17 protein-coding genes and 1 pseudogene are annotated in these 20920 nt (G+C 60.2%); 9 read left to right on the forward strand and 9 right to left on the reverse strand.

The annotated features are described in order from the left end of the window. Positions 1 to 127 precede the first annotated feature (127 nt). The 4 genes from ACZ5D1_RS02970 to ACZ5D1_RS02985 form a co-directional block, all read right to left on the reverse strand. On the reverse strand, positions 128 to 847 hold the full coding sequence (locus ACZ5D1_RS02970) for a 3'-5' exonuclease (protein WP_464555840.1): 720 nt from the start codon (positions 845 to 847) through the stop codon (positions 128 to 130). A 48-nt stretch (positions 848 to 895) separates the two neighbouring features. Then, entirely contained in the window at positions 896 to 2899 is a 2004-nt protein-coding gene (locus tag ACZ5D1_RS02975) for a putative nucleotidyltransferase substrate binding domain-containing protein (RefSeq protein ID WP_464555842.1), read from the reverse strand. A 101-nt stretch (positions 2900 to 3000) separates the two neighbouring features. Beyond that, positions 3001 to 4776, reverse strand: coding sequence for a sodium:solute symporter family protein (locus tag ACZ5D1_RS02980; RefSeq protein ID WP_011366728.1), 1776 nt, complete (start codon positions 4774 to 4776; stop codon positions 3001 to 3003). A gap of 12 nt (positions 4777 to 4788) precedes the next feature. Continuing rightward, positions 4789 to 5040 (reverse strand): DUF4212 domain-containing protein, encoded by a 252-nt coding sequence (locus ACZ5D1_RS02985; RefSeq protein WP_027181788.1) that lies wholly within the window; start codon positions 5038 to 5040, stop codon positions 4789 to 4791. A 770-nt stretch (positions 5041 to 5810) separates the two neighbouring features. Between ACZ5D1_RS02985 and ACZ5D1_RS02990 the strand changes: the two genes are divergently transcribed. The 4 genes and pseudogenes from ACZ5D1_RS02990 (at position 5811) to ACZ5D1_RS03005 (ending at position 10217) form a co-directional block, all read left to right on the forward strand. Next, positions 5811 to 6833 carry a TRAP transporter substrate-binding protein gene (locus tag ACZ5D1_RS02990; RefSeq protein WP_464555844.1) on the forward strand — a complete coding sequence of 341 codons (1023 nt, stop codon included), beginning with the start codon at positions 5811 to 5813 and terminating at the stop codon, positions 6831 to 6833. 87 nt (positions 6834 to 6920) lie between these two features. Beyond that, positions 6921 to 7418 (forward strand): TRAP transporter small permease, encoded by a 498-nt coding sequence (locus ACZ5D1_RS02995; protein WP_011366731.1) that lies wholly within the window; start codon positions 6921 to 6923, stop codon positions 7416 to 7418. Position 7419: 1 nt separating this feature from the next. Continuing rightward, positions 7420 to 8720, forward strand: a pseudogene (locus tag ACZ5D1_RS03000) (TRAP transporter large permease). Positions 8721 to 8921: 201 nt separating this feature from the next. Next, positions 8922 to 10217, forward strand: a complete 1296-nt coding sequence (locus ACZ5D1_RS03005) for a type 2 periplasmic-binding domain-containing protein (protein WP_155891364.1) — start codon at positions 8922 to 8924, stop codon at positions 10215 to 10217. Positions 10218 to 10508: 291 nt separating this feature from the next. On the opposite strand, the gene flgM is transcribed toward ACZ5D1_RS03005, so the two are convergent. Continuing rightward, positions 10509 to 10814 (reverse strand): flagellar biosynthesis anti-sigma factor FlgM, encoded by a 306-nt coding sequence (gene flgM, locus ACZ5D1_RS03010; RefSeq protein WP_011366734.1) that lies wholly within the window; start codon positions 10812 to 10814, stop codon positions 10509 to 10511. Between the two features lie 29 nt (positions 10815 to 10843). Further along, positions 10844 to 11260, reverse strand: a complete 417-nt coding sequence (locus ACZ5D1_RS03015; RefSeq protein WP_011366735.1) for a DVU0524 family FlgM-associated protein — start codon at positions 11258 to 11260, stop codon at positions 10844 to 10846. A 311-nt stretch (positions 11261 to 11571) separates the two neighbouring features. Here ACZ5D1_RS03015 and ACZ5D1_RS03020 point away from each other — a divergent pair, with 311 nt between their 5' ends. Both ACZ5D1_RS03020 and ACZ5D1_RS03025 read left to right on the forward strand, forming a co-directional pair. Next, positions 11572 to 12231, forward strand: coding sequence for a Maf family nucleotide pyrophosphatase (locus ACZ5D1_RS03020; protein WP_027181792.1), 660 nt, complete (start codon positions 11572 to 11574; stop codon positions 12229 to 12231). 65 nt (positions 12232 to 12296) lie between these two features. Continuing rightward, positions 12297 to 12770 carry a phosphatidylglycerophosphatase A family protein gene (locus ACZ5D1_RS03025; protein ID WP_155891365.1) on the forward strand — a complete coding sequence of 158 codons (474 nt, stop codon included), beginning with the start codon at positions 12297 to 12299 and terminating at the stop codon, positions 12768 to 12770. Between the two features lie 272 nt (positions 12771 to 13042). Here ACZ5D1_RS03025 and ACZ5D1_RS03030 read toward each other — a convergent pair whose 3' ends face one another. Further along, a complete protein-coding gene (locus ACZ5D1_RS03030; RefSeq protein WP_027181794.1) occupies positions 13043 to 14329 on the reverse strand; it encodes an NAD(P)/FAD-dependent oxidoreductase in 1287 nt (428 codons plus the stop codon). 173 nt (positions 14330 to 14502) lie between these two features. Here ACZ5D1_RS03030 and ACZ5D1_RS03035 point away from each other — a divergent pair, with 173 nt between their 5' ends. From ACZ5D1_RS03035 to ACZ5D1_RS03045, 3 genes are all read left to right on the forward strand, one after another. After that, positions 14503 to 15780: an HDOD domain-containing protein gene (locus tag ACZ5D1_RS03035; protein ID WP_051363936.1), complete on the forward strand. Its 1278-nt coding sequence runs from the start codon at positions 14503 to 14505 to the stop codon at positions 15778 to 15780. Continuing rightward, positions 15777 to 17828: a sigma-54 interaction domain-containing protein gene (locus tag ACZ5D1_RS03040; protein WP_464555849.1), complete on the forward strand. Its 2052-nt coding sequence runs from the start codon at positions 15777 to 15779 to the stop codon at positions 17826 to 17828. Before ACZ5D1_RS03035 ends, ACZ5D1_RS03040 begins: the two co-directional genes overlap by 4 nt. 181 nt (positions 17829 to 18009) lie before the next feature. Continuing rightward, positions 18010 to 18405 carry a thioredoxin domain-containing protein gene (locus ACZ5D1_RS03045; RefSeq protein WP_011366741.1) on the forward strand — a complete coding sequence of 132 codons (396 nt, stop codon included), beginning with the start codon at positions 18010 to 18012 and terminating at the stop codon, positions 18403 to 18405. Between the two features lie 593 nt (positions 18406 to 18998). On the opposite strand, the gene ACZ5D1_RS03050 is transcribed toward ACZ5D1_RS03045, so the two are convergent. Continuing rightward, positions 18999 to 19439 carry an RrF2 family transcriptional regulator gene (locus tag ACZ5D1_RS03050; RefSeq protein ID WP_011366742.1) on the reverse strand — a complete coding sequence of 147 codons (441 nt, stop codon included), beginning with the start codon at positions 19437 to 19439 and terminating at the stop codon, positions 18999 to 19001. Between the two features lie 83 nt (positions 19440 to 19522). Then, positions 19523 to 20911, reverse strand: coding sequence for a sulfate respiration complex iron-sulfur protein HmcF (gene hmcF / locus ACZ5D1_RS03055; RefSeq protein WP_011366743.1), 1389 nt, complete (start codon positions 20909 to 20911; stop codon positions 19523 to 19525). Positions 20912 to 20920: the final 9 nt, after the last annotated feature.

Genomic DNA, 20920 nt, shown 5'->3' on the forward strand with positions numbered 1-20920 from the left:
GTGCCGCGCGTCTTTGGCAATGAAAAGCAAAATGATGCGTCTGGAGATACGGCAAACCGGCGGCAGGGTCAATTATGCCGCTTTGCGGCACGCGGCAGAGGCAGTGCTTCCGGCGCGGGCGGGGGTGTTACAGATACCAGCGCCAGCTTCTTCCGGCGGCATGCAGCCCGCGCAGCGTGGTTATGCCGCCGCCTTTCAGTTTACGCACAAGATACAGAAAAAGATAGGCGGTCTGCAGGGCGTCTTCCAGCGCGTCGTGTGCGCGGAACTGCGGCAGACCGTATCGGGCGGAAAGATCGGCAAGGGTATATGACACCGTGGGCTGAAAAGGATCGAAAGACCGCTCCCAGCGTTCACGCTCCCATGCCTGCGCCAGCCGCATGGTATCCACACAGGGGTTGGCCGGGGCGCCGCCCAGATGCCGTCTGCACGCCCGTGTCAGAAAGCCCATGTCCAGCCCCACGTGGTGGCCGGTAATCAGCGCCTGTCCGCACCAGTCCACAAAGCCGGGCAGCAGACCGGCCAGTGCCGGGCTGTGCTGCAGCTGCGCCGGTGTGATGCGGTGGATGAGCGTGGCCGGACGGGCCATGGAGCGCTGCGGCCTGACATAGGTGTGAAACACGTCGCCGGTGATGATGGACAGACCGCGGATGCGCACGGCACCAATGGCGACAATTTCGTCATGCGCGGGGTCAAGCCCTGTCATTTCCATGTCTGTCACCGCAAATTCGCAGTCTTCAAGCGGTATATCCTGATTGAAGTCGGCAAATGCGTTTCTGTTGCGCTGCAGGGCAGGATGCAGCGGAGGTCTGTGGCGCAGGTTGCGCAATAACGAGCGTATTCCCATAAAAACTTCTCCGGATAGCTGTACACGCCTGCTGCGTGCACAGAACTTTCAGGACACATCCAGCTTGAAACGTTGCCGGGTGAATGCCTGCAGCCGCTCGGTTACGGCAAACACCTCTTTGAGCGTCCGTTTTTCCAGTCCGGTCAGTTCGGCCGGTGAAATATGATTTCCCGCGGGTTCGCCGCGCCGTATCTGTCCCAGCTGGTGTACCAGCCGGACATGCATGAGAAACTCGTAGCCTTCGCGCGCCTCGCGGCACAGCTGGGCGGGCATGTGACCTTCCTGTTCCAGCGCCGTCAGCCTGTCCGGCGTGGATGTTTCGTCAATGCCGTGCGCCAGCGCCATCAGGCGTGCAATATTGACGAAAGGCAGCATGCCGCGGCGTTTGATATCCAGCATGTTCCGGTGGTCTCCGCTTTTTTCGACCACAAGGTTGCGGAAAAAAGACAGGGGCGGCCGGTCGCGCAGTGCGTCTGCGGCCAGATGACGCAGAAAGACCTGATCGGCCTGCGCCGCGGCAGCCACCGATTCACGCAGGTGCCGTACCAGCGGGGCATGACCATGTCCGTGGCGGAAGTCGAAAAAGATTGACGACTTGAGCAGTTCCTGCGGTTCCGGCGTGTGTATCCAGCGGATAAAGCGCCGCTGCCAGCCGGAAACAGACAGACGCATGCCCGGCTCCGAAGCCATTATGCCTCCGGCGCACCGGGCGAAACCGCATGCTTCCAGCTCTGCCACGGCCCGCGTGCAGAAAGCGTCAAAGTACACCTGTGCAGCCCGCGCTATGATATCGTCAGGGCAGTCTTCCAGTACAAGGGCGTTGTCCTGATCGGTGGCAAAGGTCTGCTCTCTGCGGCCTTCGCTGCCCAGCAGCATCCAGCTGAATTTTGCCGGCGGCGGACCCGTTTCGGCCTGCAGCAGGGTGAGCACCTTTTCCAGAAAAAGGTCGTTGAACACTGTTATCATGCGTACTGCCGCAGCCGCGCGGGCACCTTCTTCGACCACGGCGCGCACAACATGCGCCACGCGCGGGCCCAGCGGGTGCAGACTGCGCAGATCGCGCTGCTGCATTATTTCGCGGAAGAGTGAAAACGGCGTGCGTCCCTGTACGACCATGATGTCGTGGGCCGTGATGACGCCGACAACACTGCCCGCACGCAAAACGGCAAGGTGATGAATCTGGCGGCGCATCATTTCGAGCAGCGCGTCAAAACAGGTGCAGGTTTCGTCCACAGCCGCCACCGGAGCGGACATGACGGTTTCCGCCGGAGCCTCGTGACCCATGCCCAGCGCCACTGCATTGCGCAGATCTTTATCGGTGACGATGCCGATGACCGGCCCTGCTGCGGGGCTGCCCCCGAGTGCGGCAGTCCGGACCGCAGCGTGCAGGTGCATGTCTGCCGCGTCCGGTTCTCCGTGCGGCGGAGCTGCTTCGCAGACCAGCAGCGATCCTGTGCCGGATTTCATCATACGGTACGCGGCCTGCTGCAGGGTGGTGCCGCGCACCACCGTTTCCGGCGGCCTGTGCACCAGATCGCCCGCCAGACCGGAAAAAAGATACAGACCTCCGCTGCCGGAGGCTCCTTCGCAGCGCAGGCGCATTTCGTCAAAGGCCCGTGTAAGGTACTCTTCCGGCAGAGTGCGCATGAAATAACGTTCTACGGCAGGAAATTCCGAAGCAAGTCCGAGAAATGTTTTTCCCGATATGTGGATGAAAAAAGTATCCTCCAGTGTTGTTGCATGTACTGAAGCAGTGCTGCGCCCCAGCAGCGCGGCGGCCCCGATGATGTCGCCTTCGCCTCTGGTGTCCTGCAGCGCAGGGCTGCCGTCTTCCTGCGCAACTGTCAGCCGCACGGCACCCTGCTGCACCACGCGCAGGGCCTCGGGGCGCTGCGCGCCGTGCGGCAGTGCCGTACCTTCCGGAACAAACTCCACCGTGCAGACTTCTGCAAGGCGGCGCAGGCTGTCTGCTGGCAGTTCGCTGAAAGGCAGGGTGCGTTGCAGAAACGTGCGTACCAGTCCGGGCTGGCGGGCGGGGTTGCCTTGTGTCATGGCTTCTCCTGTGCAGCGGTAAAAGCGGCGGACGGCCGGGCGTGTCCCGCAGCCGTCCCCCGCAGGGCCGGTTTAGCAGGACGCCGTCCGCCATGCCGTCATCAGTGGTCTATGGCCGCCGATGCGCCTCTGGGAATGCGGATGGATTCCACCATCTCCTGCACTTCAGCCGGCGGCGGCGGGGTGACCAGCGAAACGGCTGCCGTAAGCACAAAGTTGACAAGCATTCCTATGCAGCCGATGCCTTCGGGGCTGATGCCGAAGAACCACGGCGATACACCCATGAATTTGGTCTGCACTATGTAGAACATGGTGAACCCGATGCCGCAGACCATGCCTGTTATGGCGCCTTCACGGGTGGCGCGTTTCCAGAAGATGCCGAGTACAAGAGTGGGAAAGAAGGATGACGCGGCAAGCCCGAAAGCCAGCGCCACAACCTGCGCCACAAACCCCGGCGGATTCATGCCGAAATATCCGGCAATGCACACTGCCACGCCTATCATTACACGCCCTACAAGCAGCCGTTTTTTTTCCGAAGCCTGCCTGTCGAGCATCCGGTAGTACAGGTCGTGCGAAATGCTTGACGCGATGACCAGCAGCAGTCCGGAGGCCGTGGAGAGGGCCGCTGCCAGCGCGCCGGCAGCCACAAGGGCGATGACCCACGGCGCCAGCCCTGCTATTTCGGGATTGGCCAGCACAATGATGTCGCGGTCGACATACAGTTCGTTTTCGCCGTCCAGTGCGGCGTTGTGCAGCAGCCGCTGGCCGTGCGCGCCTTGCAGGGCGCTGAAATCCGGCTTGCCGGCAAAGGCGTTGCCGCTTCTGTACTGGATGATGCCGTCGTTGTTTTTGTCCAGCCAGGCCACAAGCCCTGTGCGTTCCCAGTTGGCAAACCACGACGGCGCCTGTGTGTAGGCCACGTTGTTGAGCGAATTCACCAGATTGTACCGTGCAAAGGCTGCAATGGCCGGTGCCGTGGTGTACAGCACGGCGATGAACAGCAGGGCGTATACTGCGGAAAGGCGCGCTCCGCGTACCGTGGGCACGGTGTAGAAGCGGATGATCACATGCGGCAGCCCGGCTGTGCCCACCATAAGTGCCATGGTGATGGCTATGACGTCCTGCATGGAGCGTCCGCCCGCTCCGAATGCTTCGGTGTACCCGGCAAACCCGAGGTCGCGGCCTATGGCGTCCAGCGTTTCCAGCAGGTATTTTCCCGCATGGGGACCGTGTGCGATGGCCGACCCGAAGCCGAGCTGCGGTATGGCCGTGCCTGTGATCATTTTGGAAATGGCCGCGGCCGGAATGATGAATGCCACAATCAGCACGGAATACTGTGCTACCTGCGTCCATGTTATGCCTTTCATGCCGCCGATGCCTGCATAAAAGAACACGATGGCCATGCCGATGATGACGCCGGTGTTCACGTCCACTTCCAGAAAGCGGCTGAACACAATGCCCACGCCGCGCATCTGTCCGGCCACATAGGTCAGCGAGACAAAGACGGCGCACAACAGGGCCACCACGCGGGCGGTACCGGAATAATAGCGGTCTCCCACAAAGTCGGGAACGGTGAATTTGCCGAATTTACGCAGATAGGGCGCCAGCAGCAGCGCAAGCAGCACATAGCCGCCTGTCCAGCCCATCAGATAGATGGAGCCGGTGTAACCGGCAAACGAGATGATTCCGGCCATGCCCATGAACGATGCCGCGCTCATCCAGTCGGCCGCGGTAGCCATGCCGTTGGCCAGCGGCGGTACACCGCCTCCGGCCACATAAAAGCCTCTGGTGTCGCGCACGCGTGAAACCCAGGCGATGCCGAGATACAGGCTGAAAGTTATCCCCACCATGATATAGGTCCATACCGTGGTACTCATGTTCCGCCCTCCTTACTCGTCAATGCCGTATTTGCGGTCGAGCCTGCGCATGAGCAGAAAGTAGACCAGTATGATCACAAGAAACCCGAAGATTGACCCCTGCTGCGCAAACCAGAAGCCCAGCGGAAAGCCGCCCAGCATGACGGCATTCAGTTCGCGCACGAACACGATGCCGCACAGGTACGAAACAGCGGCCCATACGCAAAGCAGTACGGCCATATAGCAGATGTTGGTGCGCCAGTAGGCGCGCAGATCGTGTTTCATGACCGGCCTCCATGTGCCTGAATTGTGTTTGCCGGCAGGTGCGGCGGCCCGTGCTTTCTGCCGCATGCGCTGCTGCGGGGGGCTTCCTGCATCCGGAAGCTCCGGCGCGCTGCAATTCCCTGATGGTGCGTACCGTCGTGCTTCCGCATTGTCTTTCCTCCGTTGTGTTATGCCGTACTTGCGGCGTCAGGGGGCATGTGCCCTGATTTGCCTATACAACGGCATTTGGTGTACTGCAGCACGGTTTCGGCGGAAGGCTGTAATAAATTGGTGTACGGCTTTTGTGTGGCGGCAGGCCGTTTGTAGCCGCAGATGCACCGTTTACCGTACACGGAAACCGCGAGCGGCGGCTGTGCGTACTGCGTGCGGCAGGTTGTACCGTGCGCGGGGCGGAATACCGGTCAGAAGGAAGGGGCGGCAGTCGCCGGCCGCACCGCCATCAGCGGGGCCGGAGGCGGAAGCTCAGGCCGGACAGAATCCTTTTGCGTTCAGGTATGCCGGCCGTGATACGGCAGGAACGTGATGATAGTCAGTGCCGGGCATGCGGGGCTGTGGTATGACCGCAGGCAGATGCGGCGGGCCGCGGCACATGCCCGGCGCTCAGGCCCAGTATGTGGAATCCGTTGTGCATCAGCCCGGTGTGCATCAGCCCGGTGTGCATCAGCTTGGTGTGCATCAGCTTGGAAAAAGGGCTTGATATTCAAGAAACATTATTGATATGAGTGCTAGTCATATGTGGTATGATTTTTAGCAACCTTTCCGGAGCCGTTATGAAAAGTACATTTGCCGCGCTGTTGCTCATGGTTGGCTGCCTTGTGTCCGGCGCTCTGCTGACGGGGTCGGAAGCGGCCGCCGCGCAGCCCGTCACACTGAACTATGCCAACTTTCCGCCTGCATCCACGTTTCCCTGCATCCAGATGGAGCAGTGGGCACATGAGGTGCGCACCCGTACCCGCGGCAAGGTGGATGTTCTGACCTATCCCGGCGGTACATTGCTGGGTGCCCGCAACATGCTGCGCGGAGTCATGTCGGGGCAGGCGGACATCGGCTGCATCAGTCTTGCCTATCATCCGGGCGTGTTTCCCGTTATGAGTGTTTTCGAGCTGCCTCTGGGGTTCACCAGTGCAGAGGCTGCGAGCAGCGTCCTCTGGGAGCTGTATTCCGGCCTGCGTCCCGCTGAACTGGAGCGTGTCAAAGTGCTCACCATGTTCACTTCTGCTCCTTCGCATTTCATGACAGTGACGCCGGTGCGTTCGCTGCGTGATCTGCAGGGCATGGAGATACGCGGCGCGGGAACGCTTTCGGCCATACTGGAAAAACTTGGTGCCACGCCTGTTTCCATGCCCATGCCCGAAGTGCCGGAAGCGGTGCAGAAGGGGATCATCAAGGGGCTGTTCACATCGCTGGACGTGATGAAGGACATGAATTTTGCGGAAATGACCGGCCATGTGACCAGAGCGGATCAGGCCGTGTATCCTTTTGCCGTCATTATGAACCGCGAAGCGTGGGAGCGCCTGTCACCCGATGTGCAGCAGGTGCTGGACGGGCTGGCGGCGGAGCACGCGGCATGGACGGGACGCTATCTGGACGCGCATGTGCAGGACTCCATGCGCTGGGCGGAAGAGAAACACGGCGTGCAGGTGCACACCCTGCCGGAAGAGGATATCGCCGCCATGCGACGCAGCGTGCAGCCTTTGTTTGACGCATGGGCGCAGAGGGCTGCGGACAAAGGCGCCGACCCCGATGCAGTGATGCGCACCGTGGATGCTTTGAAGGCGCAGTACGGCGGATAACCCGCGGCCATGCAGACAGCAGGGCGCCCGGGGCATGCCGGGCGCTCTTTTTTTGATGCCGCCGCTGGCGGATGAAACGAGGCGTAAATGGAAAAGATACTGACGGCTATGGAGCGGCTGGGAGAGCTGCTGGCAAAGGTGATGGCCGCTGCGGCGGGCTGCACGCTGGTGCTGATGGTGATGCTTGCGTGCGGCAATATTGCGGGGCGTGCGCTGGGTATGCCGGTCAAGGGGACCTTTGAACTGCTCGGGTTCATGGGGGCGCTGGTGGCCGGTCTTTCTCTGGCTTTTGCCCAGCGCCATAAGGCGCATATCTTCGTGGCGTTTTTTGTGGCGCGTTTCACCCGTCCCGTGCGTCTTGTGCTGGATGCCGCGGTGTATTTCTGCTCGGCACTTTTTTTTGCCGCAGCCAGCCGCGAACTGATCGGTCTTGGCGCATTCATCACCGACTTCGGCGAGCTTTCCGAAACGCTGCATCTTGCATACGCCCCGTTTGTCTATGTGGTGTCGGCAGGTTGCGGGGTTATGGCGTATATTCTTTCGGTTTCGTTTCTGAAAACCGTTCTTCTGGGCAGAGAGGTGTGATGTGGAGCCGGTGACTCTGGGGGTTCTTTCCGTAGGTGTTCTTCTGGCGGCCATTCTGGCATCACGCATTCCGGTGGGGTTTGCCATGGCGGTCACGGGGCTTGGCGGGTATGCCGCAGCCATGGGGCCTGCTGCCGCATGGTCCATGCTGGGGGGCGAAGTGTGGGAGGTGTTTTCCTCTTACGGGCTTACGGTTATCCCGTTTTTCATTTTCATGGGGCAGATCTGTTTTTATTCCGGCGTCAACGAACGCCTGTACAGGGCGGTATATGCATGGATGGGACATATCCGCGGGGGCATAGCCTACGCAACGGTGCTTGCCTGTGCGGGGTTTTCGGCCATCTGCGGGTCAAATACCGCCACGGCCGCCACCATGTCTGCCGTGGCCCTGCCGGAAATGAAAAAATACGGCTATGCACCGGTGCTTTCCACCGGCTGCGTGGCGGCAGGAGCCACTCTGGGGGTGCTGATTCCGCCCAGCGTGGTGCTCATTGTCATCGGGCTGCAGACCGGTCTTTCCATTTCCACGCTGTTTATGGCGGGCATTATGCCCGGCCTGCTGCTTACGGGGCTTTTTCTGGCTGTGGTCTGGCTGTTGTGCCGGCGGCACCCTCAGTGGGGTCCGGCCGGAGAAAAAGCAGCTGGCGCAGCAGAATGCGCGCACTACCCGGCGCGGCCGAGATTCTGATTCTTTTTGTTCTTGTCATAGGCGGGCTGTTCATGGGGGTGTTCACCCCCACGGAGGCAGGTGCTGCGGGGTCGGCCATTGCTCTGCTGCTCAGCCTTGCGGGGCGCAGGCTGTCGTTGCGGGGGCTGGTGGATGCTGTAAACGACACGCTGCGTATTTCCAGCATGATTATGGTCATCATTCTGGGGGCCGTGCTGTACGGGCGCTTTCTGGCCGTAACCCGTCTGCCATTTGCCGTGGCGGAGTGGACGGCTTCGCTGCCGCTGCCGCCGCTGGGCATTCTGCTGCTGATCTGCGGGGTGTACATTGTGGGCGGCATGATGATGGATGCGCTGGCGTTGCTGCTGGTCACCATTCCCATTTTCTTTCCGGTGGTGCAGGCCATGGGGTACGACCCCGTGTGGTTCAGTGTGTTCATTACCGTGATAACCACCATGGGGGCCATCACGCCGCCTGTGGGGGTGACCGCGTTTGTGGTGGCCTCCGCTGCCGGAGACGTGGGAGTGCAGGATGTATTCAGAGGGGTGACCTTTTTTCTGGCGGCGTATGCGGTATGTGCTCTGCTGTTGCTGCTGGTGCCCCAGATAGTTCTTTTTATACCATCCCTTATGTAAATAATTAGCTTGTCGATGCGGTACTGCGCGCGTATATATCCGGTAATACTCTGCCTTGGCCCGGCGGTATGCATTGTGCCGCCGTGCAATCCGTTACTGCAACCAGTATAAAAGGGGGTGAACGTGATGGCGTATACGGCAATCCGCCGACGGGTGTCTGTTGCATTGTGCATGGTCTCGGCATGCATTGTATCACTTTGCATGCTGACGGGCGCGGCCGGTCAGGCTTTTGCGGGTCCCGCCGCGGCACAGGCTTTCAACGATGGCCGCACCGTGCTGCGCGTTGCACTGTATCCCGACATTCCCGGTGATCTGGAGTCCATGCTGCGCTGGGTGGAACGGCATTTCGAGGCGGAGAATCCCGATGTGGATCTTGAACTGGTGGCGGTGCCCGTGATGGACATGTACGAGGTGAGTAATATTGCCTCGTGGCTGACACAGCCCGTGTCCGGCGGAGGCATGCATCTGCTGGAAATAGACAGCCTGCTGCTGGGCGCGGCAGTGGCAACGGGCAGCGTGGCACAGCAGACGCTGGTCATGCCCGACTGGCATCCGGCAGCCTATGCCACCGCCCATGTGGACGGCAGACAGTACGGGGTGACGCACTGGCTGTGCGGGTATTTTCTGATGACACCTCACAGGGCCGCCGCAGAGGCTGACAGCATGCAGCAGATGCTGGAAGCATTGCAGATAGTCCGGCCCGAGCCGCCGTATCTGGGGGCGGATTATACCAGCAGCTGGTTCATATCCGGCTATTATCTGCAAAGCTGGATGGACAACTTCGGTCGTGATTCGGTGCGTGTGGGCGTATATGCCCCGGTGAACGAGGTGCCTGCATCGGCTGTGGGCGATGTGGCGCACATGTGCGTCTCGCGGGGGAATAATCCCTGCGTGGACGGTACATACGCTGATTTTTCCGTCATGGTTGCTGACGCTCTGCAGGGCAGACTTGCAGGGCTTGCCGGTTTTTCCGAGACCATGCGCGAGGTGGTGGCGCAGGGCGGCGATGCTGCGGACTGGTATGTCACGCCGTTTGTGCTGGGGCCGGAAAAAGACATGATGCTGATGTCCGACGTGTTCGTGGGCCGGAAAAATATGACACCGGATGAAACGGACGCTGCGGAGCGTTTCATGCGTTTTATGCTTGAAGACAGCACCTATGCCGGAATTCTGTTTCCTCAGGGTGCGCCGCCGCGGTATGTGATTCCCGCAAGAATGGATGTGCTGCAGGAAGGGCCTTTTGCAGCAGATGTCTATTACAGCCGCCTGCGCGATGCTATCCGTACGGCGGGGCATTTTCCCAATCAGGGAGTGCCGGAGAACAGAGAGCGGATTTTCAGCGGTGTGCTGCCGTACCTGCGGGACGATGCCCTGCCGGAGGATTTTCCTGCCAAGGACGTAAAGAGAACGTCAGTGCCTGTGCACCGCAAGGCCCGCTGGCAGCGGCACAAGGGACATTTTGTTGTGGATGAACCCATGCTGCCGCTGCATCCGTAGCCCCGTGCCACCGCATGTTGCGGCTGTAAGGGCAGCCCCTGCCCCGCGGCGCGGAGAAGCGGCCCCGTAAATGCGGGCATCTGCAGACAGCAGGCTTATACAAAAAAACAAGGCGGCATGAGCCGCCTTGTCTGTATTTATGGCATGCGGACCGCACCGGAGTGCGGTTTGGCGGAATGGCTGCGGAAAAGGATTTCCGCCGGACCGGTTCCGCCCGGGGTGCTGCGTCGTGAAACGTGTCCGGTAACGTTTTTGTCTGACAGCCCGGCTGAATATCTGCCGGAGAGCAGGTCAGGCCAGAAAGTCGGTCTCGTCACGCAGCAGTTTGCGCGCGATGTCTTTGGAGTCGATGCGGTATTCGCCGGACGCAATGCGGTCTTTGATTTCGGCAACCTTTTCGTGCCGTATTTCCGGCGTGGAAAGAGCACCCGTGTATGCTTCGGTGCGCAGCCGCGCATCATTGGACAGGCTTACACGGTCTCCGCCGGAAGACGAATCACCACTTTTGCGGCGTGCATCGCCGGTATTTTTGCTGTCCGCTTTTTCAAGCTTTGCCTGATACGGATCCAGCTTGTTAAGCAGGTTCTTGATTTGCATAGCAACCTCCCCGAGGGACGCTGTGACATCTATAGCATGGTGTCGTCCACCTTGTCCAAGGTGATGGCCCACAGCCTTTCCATGAGCTCTGCCTTTTCACCTGTGTTCAGTTCCACGGGCCCCTCCGGGGTATCGCGGAAAATCTGCATCTCAAGCTCGGTGGGCGGATATTTGAATATCAGCGGAAAACCCGCCTGCGCCTCAAGCTCTTCTTTGATGCTCCGGACAACGGGGTTGTCGCTGCCTGAAAGGATAAGGTTCTCCACCACCTCTCGGGCTATGCGCTCCACCATCATTTTCCGTTTCACGTCTGCGGGGATGGCGCTGGCTTCCTCCCCTGCCGCCAATCGCAAGGCATGACGGTATCGTGCCAGCCTGCGGGCGGTTACAAGCTGCTTGTCGTACTGCAGCAGCATGTTGCGGACATAAAACGACGTATCGGTCACAACGTTCTCCCCTCGTCTCCTCTTATCGGTATCTTTGGAGAGAACTTTAGGGGGCGAGGGGGATTTTTTTTGTTTTTTGTCCTTACTACTCTTAACGGCAAAACCCTGTGAAACATTAGGGGAAAAAATATATTGTCCGGCTGCTGCAGGCTAACAGGGTGCCGATACGGGAAGAAAAACTGCATGAAAGAATGCGCGACAGCCGTAAAGGGTGCAGAGCACGGCCGCTGCGGTTGCGTCCGGTGCGGAAATCGGGCATCTGGCGGGTGCGGTGCTTTTCTGCCGCCGGATGTACTGCAGGAGAATGCGGAATGAACGTTGACGGACCTTTTACGGCGTCCTGCCCCGTTGTACTGGCTTCGGGGTCGCCCAGACGGCAGGAGTTTCTGCGCGCCATGGGAGTGCCTTTTTCAGTGGATACGGCCGGTGCAAGCGAGCCGGAACCGGTTGAGGGTGAGGCCGCAGTGGCCTATGCGCGCCGTGCGGCATGCGCCAAAACCCTGCCGGTGGCCCGTCGCCACGCTGCGGCCTGTGTTATCGGGGCCGATACCGTGGTGGCACTGGATGGTGTCATAATGGGCAAACCTGCCGGCCATGCGCATGCGCTCTCCATGCTGCGGGCTCTGGCCGGTGCGCGGCACGAGGTGGTCAGCGCGTGCTGCATCTGCCTGCCCGGCAACGCGCAGGAACCCGTGGTGCTTCATGCGGTGACATCGGTCTGGATGCACAGGTGGGACGATGCCGCCCTGAAAGCCTATATCGCCACGGGAGAACCGGCGGACAAGGCAGGCGCCTACGGCATTCAGGGTATAGGGGCTTTTCTGGTTTCGCGCATTGACGGTTCGTGGAGCAATGTCGTGGGGCTGCCGCTGACAGAGCTGCTGACCGAACTGCAGCGTCGTGGATTGGTTGTTCCGTCGGGTGCGCAGACTGCGGAACAAGACGGACATGCCCCGGATGTGCGGGACTGACACACCTGTCCGGGCGGCGTCGCGGGGTACGCGGTGCGCGGCAGCCGGACGGAGGAGAAGACAAGATGACTGAGCAGCGTTCTTTTATGGACAGAACGGCCCTGTTTGTGGCCAGAGGTCTGGGAGCAGGGTTGTTTCCCGTGGCACCGGGAACATGCGGCACTGCGCTGGGGGCATTGCTGGCTCCCTGGCTGTTTCTGCCGCTGTCTTTTCCCGCGCGCCTTGTGGTGGTGATTCTTGTGTTTATGCTGGGCTGCTGGGCCGCCGACAGAGCGGAACACCTGTTGGGCCGCAAAGACCCCGGCGAGGTGGTTATCGATGAGATTTTCGGCTTGTGGCTTTGTCTGCTGCCTTTTGCGCAGGTGAGCACGCAGGGGCTTGTCTGGGCGTTTGTGCTGTTCCGCATTTTTGACATTGCCAAACCGTGGCCTGTGCGTCAGGCGGAATCGTGGCTGCCGGGCGGCGGCGGCGTGATGATTGACGACGGGGTGGCCGGTCTGTGGGCCATGGTTGTGTTTGCGGCCATACACGGCGTCTGATGATGTCTGCTGCTGCGGCAGGGGCATGACGGGCGCTTCTTTGCCGGAGCGCCGTATGTGGCCTTTGGCCGCAGGGCTGCCGGTTGCCGGTGTGCGCAGTCTGCATAAATCTGCTCCGGCTTCTTTTCTTGCGGTATGTTGTTCTGTTGCATGGCCGCAGGGGGGCTGCGGTATACGGCATGGCACAGCTGTCGCGGCGGCCCGCAGTGTTTCGGGGCCGCCGTGCTGCTGTCCGCATGGCTTTTGCGTGTTCTTTTGTCCGGTACCGGCTGTCAGGGCGCGTCGTCGTCTTCTATGGGGCCGCGGGGAATGATGATGCGCGCTGCCCGTTCGAAAAAGATATAATCCCAAGCCCACGTGAAAAGTACAAACAGCCTGTTGCGGAAGCCCACAAGATACAGCAGGTGAATGAACAGCCACATGACCCAGGCAACAAAGCCGGTGGCTGTGTGTTCTTTGCCCATGCGTACCACGGCGGCGGCCCGCCCTATGGTGGCCATGGAGCCTTTGTCGCGGTACCGGAAAGCGCGCAGCGGTCTGCCTGCCAGTGCGGCGCGTATGTTGTCCGCGGCCAGAGCGCCCTGCTGTATGGCATTGGGAGCAATGAGCGGAGCGGGCGAATCGCCCTGCGGCAGAGCCATGTCGCCCGCAACGAAAACATCAGGATGTCCTTCAACCTGCAGTGTGGGCAGCACCGGCACGCGGCCGCCGCGTCCCGTGGGCAGACCCATCTGGCCGGCCAGAGCGTGCCCCTGCACACCTGCTGTCCACACCACGGTTTCGGTCCGTAACGGGCTGCTGCCTTCCAGCTCGACGCTGTCCGGAGTCACGGCCGTCACTTTGGCATTCAGGCGTACGTCCACCCCCATGTGGGTAAGCCGTTCAAATGCGTAGCGGCGCAGGTGGTCGGGAAATCCGGCCAGCAGACCGTCGCCTGCTTCCAGCAGCACCACGCGGGCCTGTCCCGTGTTCAGGGTTGGAAAGTCTTTGGTGAGCGGCTGGCGGATAAGTTCGGCCAGCGCTCCTGCGTATTCCACCCCCGTGGGGCCGCCGCCCACCACGGTGTATGTGAGAATACGGTCCTTTCTGTCCGGATTGCGTTCGTGTGTGGCCTGTTCGAAGCATGAGACAATATGGTTGCGCAGCGTGATGGCCTGTTCCAGATTTTTCAGCCTGAAGCAGTGCTTGTCCGCGCCCGGTACGCCGTAAAAGGCCGTGAAGCTGCCCATGGCCACAACCAGCTTGTCAAAGGGAATGTGCGGTCCGTCAGTGTGCAGCACCTTGTTTTTCATATCGATGCTGCGCACGTCACCCATGACGAAATGCACATTGGGATATTTGCGGAAAATGGCCCGCAGCGGGTAGGCTATCTGCCCCGGTTCCAGTTCGGCCGCGGCAACCTGATAGAGCAGCGGCAAAAAAGTGTGGTAGTTGTTTCTGTCGACCAGAATGATATCCAGATTTTTGTCGCGCGCCAGTCTGCGCACGGCCCAAACGCCCGCAAAACCGCCGCCTGCGACGACGACCCGCGTTCTGCTGTTGCCTGTGCTGCCCGTCATGCTGATTTCTCCTTTTGCCGGCAGGTTATGTGCCCGTATGAGATTCTTTTGTTTCGAGCATCACCCTATACTGTAGCGTATGCAGTCTTTCGGGTAAACAGAATAGGCAGCGGTGGCGGATGAATCCAAAGAAGGCTATGCTGCCTGTGAAGAGGAAAGCGAGTGGAGCATTCATGGGAAAACTGAATGTCGATGATCTGAAAGAAGGCATGGTGCTGGCCGCAGACGTATGCGGCCGCGACGGCAGGACACTGCTGGGCGCCGGTGCCGCGCTGCAGGAGCGCCACCTGCGTATATTCAAGGCGTGGGGTGTTACCGAGGCGGATATCGAGGGTGTGGACCGCTCTGACATGGAGCAGGAACACGAAGCCGAACTGCCGCCCGAAGTGCTGGAGGCCGCGCGTGCGCGTGTGGATGCCCGTATGGGCCGCCACGGCGGCAGCGAGCTGGAGCATGAGCTGCGGCGTATAACAACGCTGCGGCTGAGCGCCCGCATACTGCACGATGGCATGCCCGAAACCGAGGAACTGGATTACGGGGCGTTGCGGGCCTGTGCGGCCAAAGACTCGTTTGATAAAGACCGTACCTCGGTCCATTCGGTTGTGGATGATCAGGTGCAGCTGCTTTCTTTCCCCGACATTTATTTTCGCATTGTCAAGGTGCTGGAGTCGCCCAGCAGTTCTTCGCGCAAGCTGGCGGAAGTGGTCAGCACGGACGCCAGTCTGGCGGCACGGCTTCTGCGGCTTGTGAACAGCCCGTTTTACGGGTTCCCTTCCAAAATCGACTCCATAGCGCGGGCCATCACCCTTATCGGCGCCAACGAACTGGTCACCCTTGCTCTGGGTATTTCCGTCATGCGGGTTTTTTCCGGTGTGCCCTCGGGGGGCTTCAACATGCGGCGCTTCTGGGAACATTCCATCCTGTGCGGCCTGTTTTCGCGGCTGATCGCCGGGCACAAGATGGGGCTTTCGGAAGAACGGCTGTTTGTAGGCGGGCTGCTGCACGATCTGGGCGAGCTGCTCATGCTCAGCAGGCATCCGCGTACCATGTGCCGGACCATGGTGTACGCCCATGAGCAGCAGGTGCCGCTGTATCAGGCGGAAAAAGCCGTGTTCGGCTTTGATCATGCCGGAGCAGGCAGCCTGCTGCTGAACCGCTGGAATCTGCCCGACGGCCTTGTGCGCATGGTGGGGTATCATCACCTGCCGGACAGGGTGCGGGCGCCTCTGGAAGCTTCCGTGGTGCATGTTGCCGATATCATGTCTTTTCTGTTTCGTATTGAGGATGTTCCCGCGGGAATGGTGCTGTCCGGACTGAACGGCGCGGCAATAAACAAACTGGGGCTGGCGCCTTCGGCAGTGCAGACAATGATGGCGCAGGCGGGCAGGCAGTTCGAGGCCATTTCCGGTGTGTTCTTTGACGCCGGTCAGGAAGCGCGGGACAAGGCATGAATCAGCAAGGGGCAGAAACGGAGCAGGATCTGCGGGCGCGGGTGCCGGACGAGCGCAGAGCCACGCTGGCCGCGCTGGAGCTGGCAGCCACCCTGAGCCATTTTGACCAGCGGCTTGACCGTATGGAAGGAGTGGACAGCATTCTGCGAGAGACCGCGGCCAAGGCTCAGGGACTGGTGGAAATGCAGTCATGGGCTTTTTTTCTGGTCGATCCGGAAACCGGAGATTTTACCTGTGCCCTTACTGACGGGCCGGAAGACCGTCTGCGTTTTGAACGTGAAGTGGACGCACTGATAGAAGACAGAACCTTTGCGTGGGTTCTGGGCCGCAACAGGGCCGTGCTTGTGCCTTCGGGCATCGGCGCTGCCGGCAGGCTGCTGCTCCATCCGCTGGCGACATCTTCGGGGCTGTGGGGCATGTTTGTGGCTTTTACCGGTGAAGGGGCAGAGTCCACAGACCTCGGGTTTTATCTGCTTACGGTGGTGTTTTTTTCCTGCGCATCCATGCTTGAAAGCTATTCTCTGTACCGCCAGCTGCAGCAGGTGAACGAAGGACTGGAACAGCAGGTGGCCGACCGCACCCGCGAACTGGTGTCCATTAACTCCAGTCTGGAACGCGAGGTGGAGGAACGCAGTCTGGCAGAGCAGCAGCTGCGGCGGACTCTGAACGAAAAAGAGTCATACCGGCAGCATCTTGAGGCCGTTTTTTCCAGCATACAGGATGCCATCATCACCGTAGACCTGAATGGTGTGGTACTGAACATCAATGCCGCTGCTGAAAAAATGCTGGGTATTCCGGCTGCACAGGCTGTGAGAATGCATCATACCGCCCTGCAGCTGCCCTGTGCCAGAGCATGTCAGGATGTGCTGGGAGCCACGCTGGGTTCCGGTACGCCCGTGCGCGAATTCCGCGCCGTGAGTGAAGACGGCGCCCAGGTGATGATTCTGGGCGGCACGCCGCTTATCTCGCTGGACGGGACGTTTTCCGGCGCCGTTCTTTCCTGCCGCGATATCACGCGGCTTGTGTCGCTGGAGCAGCAGCTCCGTCAGCGGCATTCATTCAGCAATATCATCGGGCGCAGCAAGGTTATGCAATCGCTGTTCGGCCTGCTGGAAAATCTTGCGGCATACGACACCACAGTGCTGGTCACCGGTGAATCCGGTACCGGCAAGGAACTGGTGGCAGAGGCTCTGCATTACAACGGGGCGCGCTCGGGCGGACCGCTGGTCAAGGTGAACTGCACTGCCTTGTCTGAAAGCCTGCTGGAAAGCGAATTGTTCGGCCATGTGCGCGGGGCCTTTACCGGAGCCGTGCGCGACAGGGCCGGACGGTTTGAGACAGCCGAAGGCGGTACTATTTTTCTTGATGAGATCGGCGACATCTCCATGCGTATTCAGGTACTGCTGCTGCGCTTTCTCGAATCAAAAGAATTTGAACGGGTGGGTGACACCACTCCGCGGCGGGCTGATGTGCGCATAGTGGCTGCCACCAATGCCGACCTGCACCGGCGCATCAGTGAAGGCACTTTCCGCGCGGACCTGTTTTACCGGCTCAATGTCACCAGTGTGCATCTGCCGCCGCTCAGGGAGAGGCGCGAAGACATCCCGCTGCTGGTCCAGCATTTTGTGGAGCAATGCAACACCGAACTGGGAACCCGTGTGGCCGGAGTGGATGAAAAAGCCATGGCTGCGCTGGTCCGTGCTCCGTGGCCGGGCAATGTGCGCGAACTGAAGCATACGCTGGAACATGCCTGCGTGCTGTGCCGCGACGGCTATGTGGAAGCCGGTCACCTGCCGGCGGAGCTTGCGGCGGTTGAGTCTTCCCCTGTCCGGTTTGATGCGGCGGTGTCCGGGCCGGTTTCTGCCGCAGCGGGCGGCGCAGTTCCGCAGCCCGTGGCGGGCGGATTCGGACGGCGGCAGCTGGACGCCCGCAGCATCACGGCGGCCATCGAACAGGCCGGAGGTAACAAGGCCAGAGCGGCGCGCCTGCTGGGAGTAGGGCGGGCGACTCTGTACCGCAAACTGCGGGAGCTGGACATGTCCATATAACATGTCTCAAGTGTCTCAAGCGAGACATCTTTGTGTCTCAAGTGTCTTGTTTGAGACAGCGATTAGGTGTCTCACCGACAGGGTTATTCTTAGTGGAAATCTGTAATAATTTTATATTACAGATTTTTTTTATTTTGGCACCGGTGTTGTAATACAGGATGCAAGGACAAGGGGGGCCGGCATGGTAACAGTGGTTACGCCTGAACAGTTCGCCAGCATACTGGATACGGAAGACAGACCGGTGCTGGCAGGATGCCTGCAGAGAGATTCCGCTTTTATGGAACAGTGTATGGTGCTGCAGGCTGCGTCCACCGCAGTGGAAGGAAAGGCCAGAGTCTGCCTGATGGACCCGGACTGGCTGAACGAGTTCTGCCGCAAGTTTTCCATAAGCGGTACCCCGTCGTACCTGCTGTTTAACGGCGGAACAGAATACGAGCGGTTTCTGGGCAGGGCCGAACTGCACAATCTGACAGCCATGGCCCGCAGACTGCTGCCGGCGGCACGGCACCCTGAGGCGCAGGGCAGGCAGGCACCGCGGTTTGATATGGAACTGAGCCGCGCCGGATACTGGTCCTGATGAATTTTGCCAGCGCTGCGGCATAGCGGAACAATGCCTTGATGATCCCGGAAGGCGCCCGTTTATCAGCCGCAGACAAGACCGGAGCAGGTCAGGAAGGAGTAAGTCTCCGCCGCTGCAAGGCGGAGCACATACGGACACGAGATGCAACGGAAGCCGTGCACCATAGCGGGGGCTACGGGGGGAAGCACGGCATCCGGATACCGCGCAATCAGTGTGCGCGGCCCGCAACGGGCCCGGTCCGCCTTCGGGGGTTGGCGGACACATAGCGGATACGTCCGCGCACACTGCGCGTATTTCGGCCCTGCCGCGCACAGGCGGCACGGCAAACACGGTATCAGCGAAAAACGGCGCGGCCATGTTGCAGGCATTACAGGGGGGAAGTGCTGTACATCTTGTACGCATGACCGCGCCGCACTTCGCACAGAGTACGTGCGGCAACGCAAACGACTTATGCAGACGCTGCGGTTATCTAATCCCGGGGGGGATTGCAGCGTCGGCCGGGGCATCCGGGGGGATTGTGCCGGTACTGAAAAAAGCGGTCTGCCTGATGGCAGACCGCTTTTATTGCGGTATGTGCGTTGCGGACGCGTTCAGCAGGCCTGCCCCTGTTTGGGGCACAGCTCCGCGTCGTTGATCAGGTCTGCCAGCGTGAACGAATTCAGTTTTTCATACATGGCCTTGGCCGCTTCGTTCCAGATGGTTCTGGTCAGGCAGTAGTCCATGCGGGGGCAGCACGGTTCGGGGTCCACACATTCAAAGGTGGGAACCGTTTCCTCCAGAGCGAAAACGACATCGCCCAGCAGGATGGATTCCGGCGGCCTGGCCAGCATGTAGCCGCCCTTGGATCCCAGTCTGCTGGAGATGTAGCCGGCACCCTTCAATACCCTGATAAGCTTTTCAAGGTACTTCATGGATATGCCCTGCCGGTCAGCGATTTCCTTGATGGAAACCGGCTGATCGTCACCATGGGTATGCATGGCGATGTCGAGCAGCATGCGCGTACCGTAACGGCTTCGTGTGGTAAGCTTCATGGGTATCCTGCGTGGATGCGGATGCACGGGGCATCACGGGGAGCGAAACGGGGCGGAAGCGTCTGCTTCCGCCCCTGTTGTTGTTATTCGTCGTCTGCGGCTTTCAGATGGTCCGGCACAATGGCCATCTTGATGAGGAGCGGTTTGAGGAAGCTCCACTTGATGCCGATTTCGTATTCTTCTTCAAGGTCGCGGATGGCGTCCCAGCAGTTATGGCAGGGGGCCACCACCAGCGTGGCGCCTGTGGCCAGAATCTGGTCGCGCTTGGTCTGCAGGGCCTTGTTACGCTCTGCGCGGTACTTGCCGATACCGTTAAAGCCGCCACCGCCGCCGCAGCAGTAGTTATGCTCGCGGTTGGGGGTCATTTCACGGTAGTCTTCGGCAATATAGCTCATGATCTCGCGGGTGAAGTTGGCAAGACCATGGTTGCGCACATAGTTGCAGGAATCCTGAAGCGTACAGGGTTCCTTGATCTTTTTGGCAGGATCGATCTTGATCTTGCCTTCGCGCAGAGCTTCGGCAACCCACTCCACATAGTGCATGCACTTGACCGGCGGCAGGCCGTCTTCGCGTCCTGCCCAGTACGGCCCTTCGATGACGGTGGCGCGGTGTGCGTGGCCGCATTCGGTGCCGACCATGCGTTTGGGTTTCAGGCGTTCCATGGCGGCATACACCTTGTCCACCTGCATTTTGCACGCGGCCCAGTCACCGGCAAACATGGCCAGCGACGTCTGTTCCCAGCCTTCGCTGGGCACGGTCCAGTCTTCACCGGCCAGATGGAACAGGATGGCGGCTTCTGCAAGGTCTTCAGGGTAGTGCTTGGGTTCGCGGGCGTTCAGCGTGTACATGATGTCCGCGCCTACTTTGTCCACGGGAATGGTAAGACCCGGCCATTCTTCGGCTGTTTCCTCTTCCATCCATTCGCAGGTTTCTACCCAGTCCTCGGTGGTCACGTCCATCTGCGCGCTGTACACGCGGTGCATGCCGGAACCGATTTTCAGTTCCCACGGCACAAAACCCTGAGAGTACATGAGACCGCGCAGGTAGCTGAACATGACGCCCATGTCTATGCCGTGGGGGCAGTACATGCCGCAACGGTTGCAGCATGTGCACTGCGACCACGCCACTTCCATGCAGTGCTGCATGAAGGCGTTGTCCACCTTGCCTTTGCGTTTTACCATTTCGCCCAGCGTGGACTGTATCTTGTACGCGGGAACCTGCTTGGGGTCGCGGTTGTTTACGCGGTACAGAAAGCAGCTGTCGGCGCACATGCCGCAGTGGGCGCATATTTCCAGCCAGGTGCGGATGCGTGACTGGCAGGTTTTTTCAATGGTGGACCACAACGCGTCGGTGTCCACTTCCAGCGAGTTCATTTCTTCGTAATACTGATTGCCGCCCTTGTCGCCGAGCAGGGCCTTCAGGTCCTCTTCGGTGTTGACCGGACGTTTATTACAGAACTTACCTTCAGGCATTGTTCACTC

The organism is Oleidesulfovibrio vietnamensis (assembly GCF_055388115.1).

Excerpts from the sequence above, each read along its gene's own strand:
- ACZ5D1_RS02970 (WP_464555840.1), bottom strand. The coding sequence starts at position 847 with ATGGGAATACGCTCGTTATTGCGCAACCTGCGCCACAGACCTCCGCTG.
- ACZ5D1_RS02975 (WP_464555842.1), bottom strand. The coding sequence starts at position 2,899 with ATGACACAAGGCAACCCCGCCCGCCAGCCCGGACTGGTACGCACGTTT.
- ACZ5D1_RS02980 (WP_011366728.1), bottom strand. The coding sequence starts at position 4,776 with ATGAGTACCACGGTATGGACCTATATCATGGTGGGGATAACTTTCAGC.
- ACZ5D1_RS02985 (WP_027181788.1), bottom strand. The coding sequence starts at position 5,040 with ATGAAACACGATCTGCGCGCCTACTGGCGCACCAACATCTGCTATATG.
- ACZ5D1_RS02990 (WP_464555844.1), top strand. The coding sequence starts at position 5,811 with ATGAAAAGTACATTTGCCGCGCTGTTGCTCATGGTTGGCTGCCTTGTG.
- ACZ5D1_RS02995 (WP_011366731.1), top strand. The coding sequence starts at position 6,921 with ATGGAAAAGATACTGACGGCTATGGAGCGGCTGGGAGAGCTGCTGGCA.
- ACZ5D1_RS03005 (WP_155891364.1), top strand. The coding sequence starts at position 8,922 with ATGCTGACGGGCGCGGCCGGTCAGGCTTTTGCGGGTCCCGCCGCGGCA.
- flgM (WP_011366734.1), bottom strand. The coding sequence starts at position 10,814 with ATGCAAATCAAGAACCTGCTTAACAAGCTGGATCCGTATCAGGCAAAG.
- ACZ5D1_RS03020 (WP_027181792.1), top strand. The coding sequence starts at position 11,572 with ATGAACGTTGACGGACCTTTTACGGCGTCCTGCCCCGTTGTACTGGCT.
- ACZ5D1_RS03025 (WP_155891365.1), top strand. The coding sequence starts at position 12,297 with ATGACTGAGCAGCGTTCTTTTATGGACAGAACGGCCCTGTTTGTGGCC.
- ACZ5D1_RS03030 (WP_027181794.1), bottom strand. The coding sequence starts at position 14,329 with ATGACGGGCAGCACAGGCAACAGCAGAACGCGGGTCGTCGTCGCAGGC.
- ACZ5D1_RS03035 (WP_051363936.1), top strand. The coding sequence starts at position 14,503 with ATGGGAAAACTGAATGTCGATGATCTGAAAGAAGGCATGGTGCTGGCC.
- ACZ5D1_RS03040 (WP_464555849.1), top strand. The coding sequence starts at position 15,777 with ATGAATCAGCAAGGGGCAGAAACGGAGCAGGATCTGCGGGCGCGGGTG.
- ACZ5D1_RS03045 (WP_011366741.1), top strand. The coding sequence starts at position 18,010 with ATGGTAACAGTGGTTACGCCTGAACAGTTCGCCAGCATACTGGATACG.
- ACZ5D1_RS03050 (WP_011366742.1), bottom strand. The coding sequence starts at position 19,439 with ATGAAGCTTACCACACGAAGCCGTTACGGTACGCGCATGCTGCTCGAC.
- hmcF (WP_011366743.1), bottom strand. The coding sequence starts at position 20,911 with ATGCCTGAAGGTAAGTTCTGTAATAAACGTCCGGTCAACACCGAAGAG.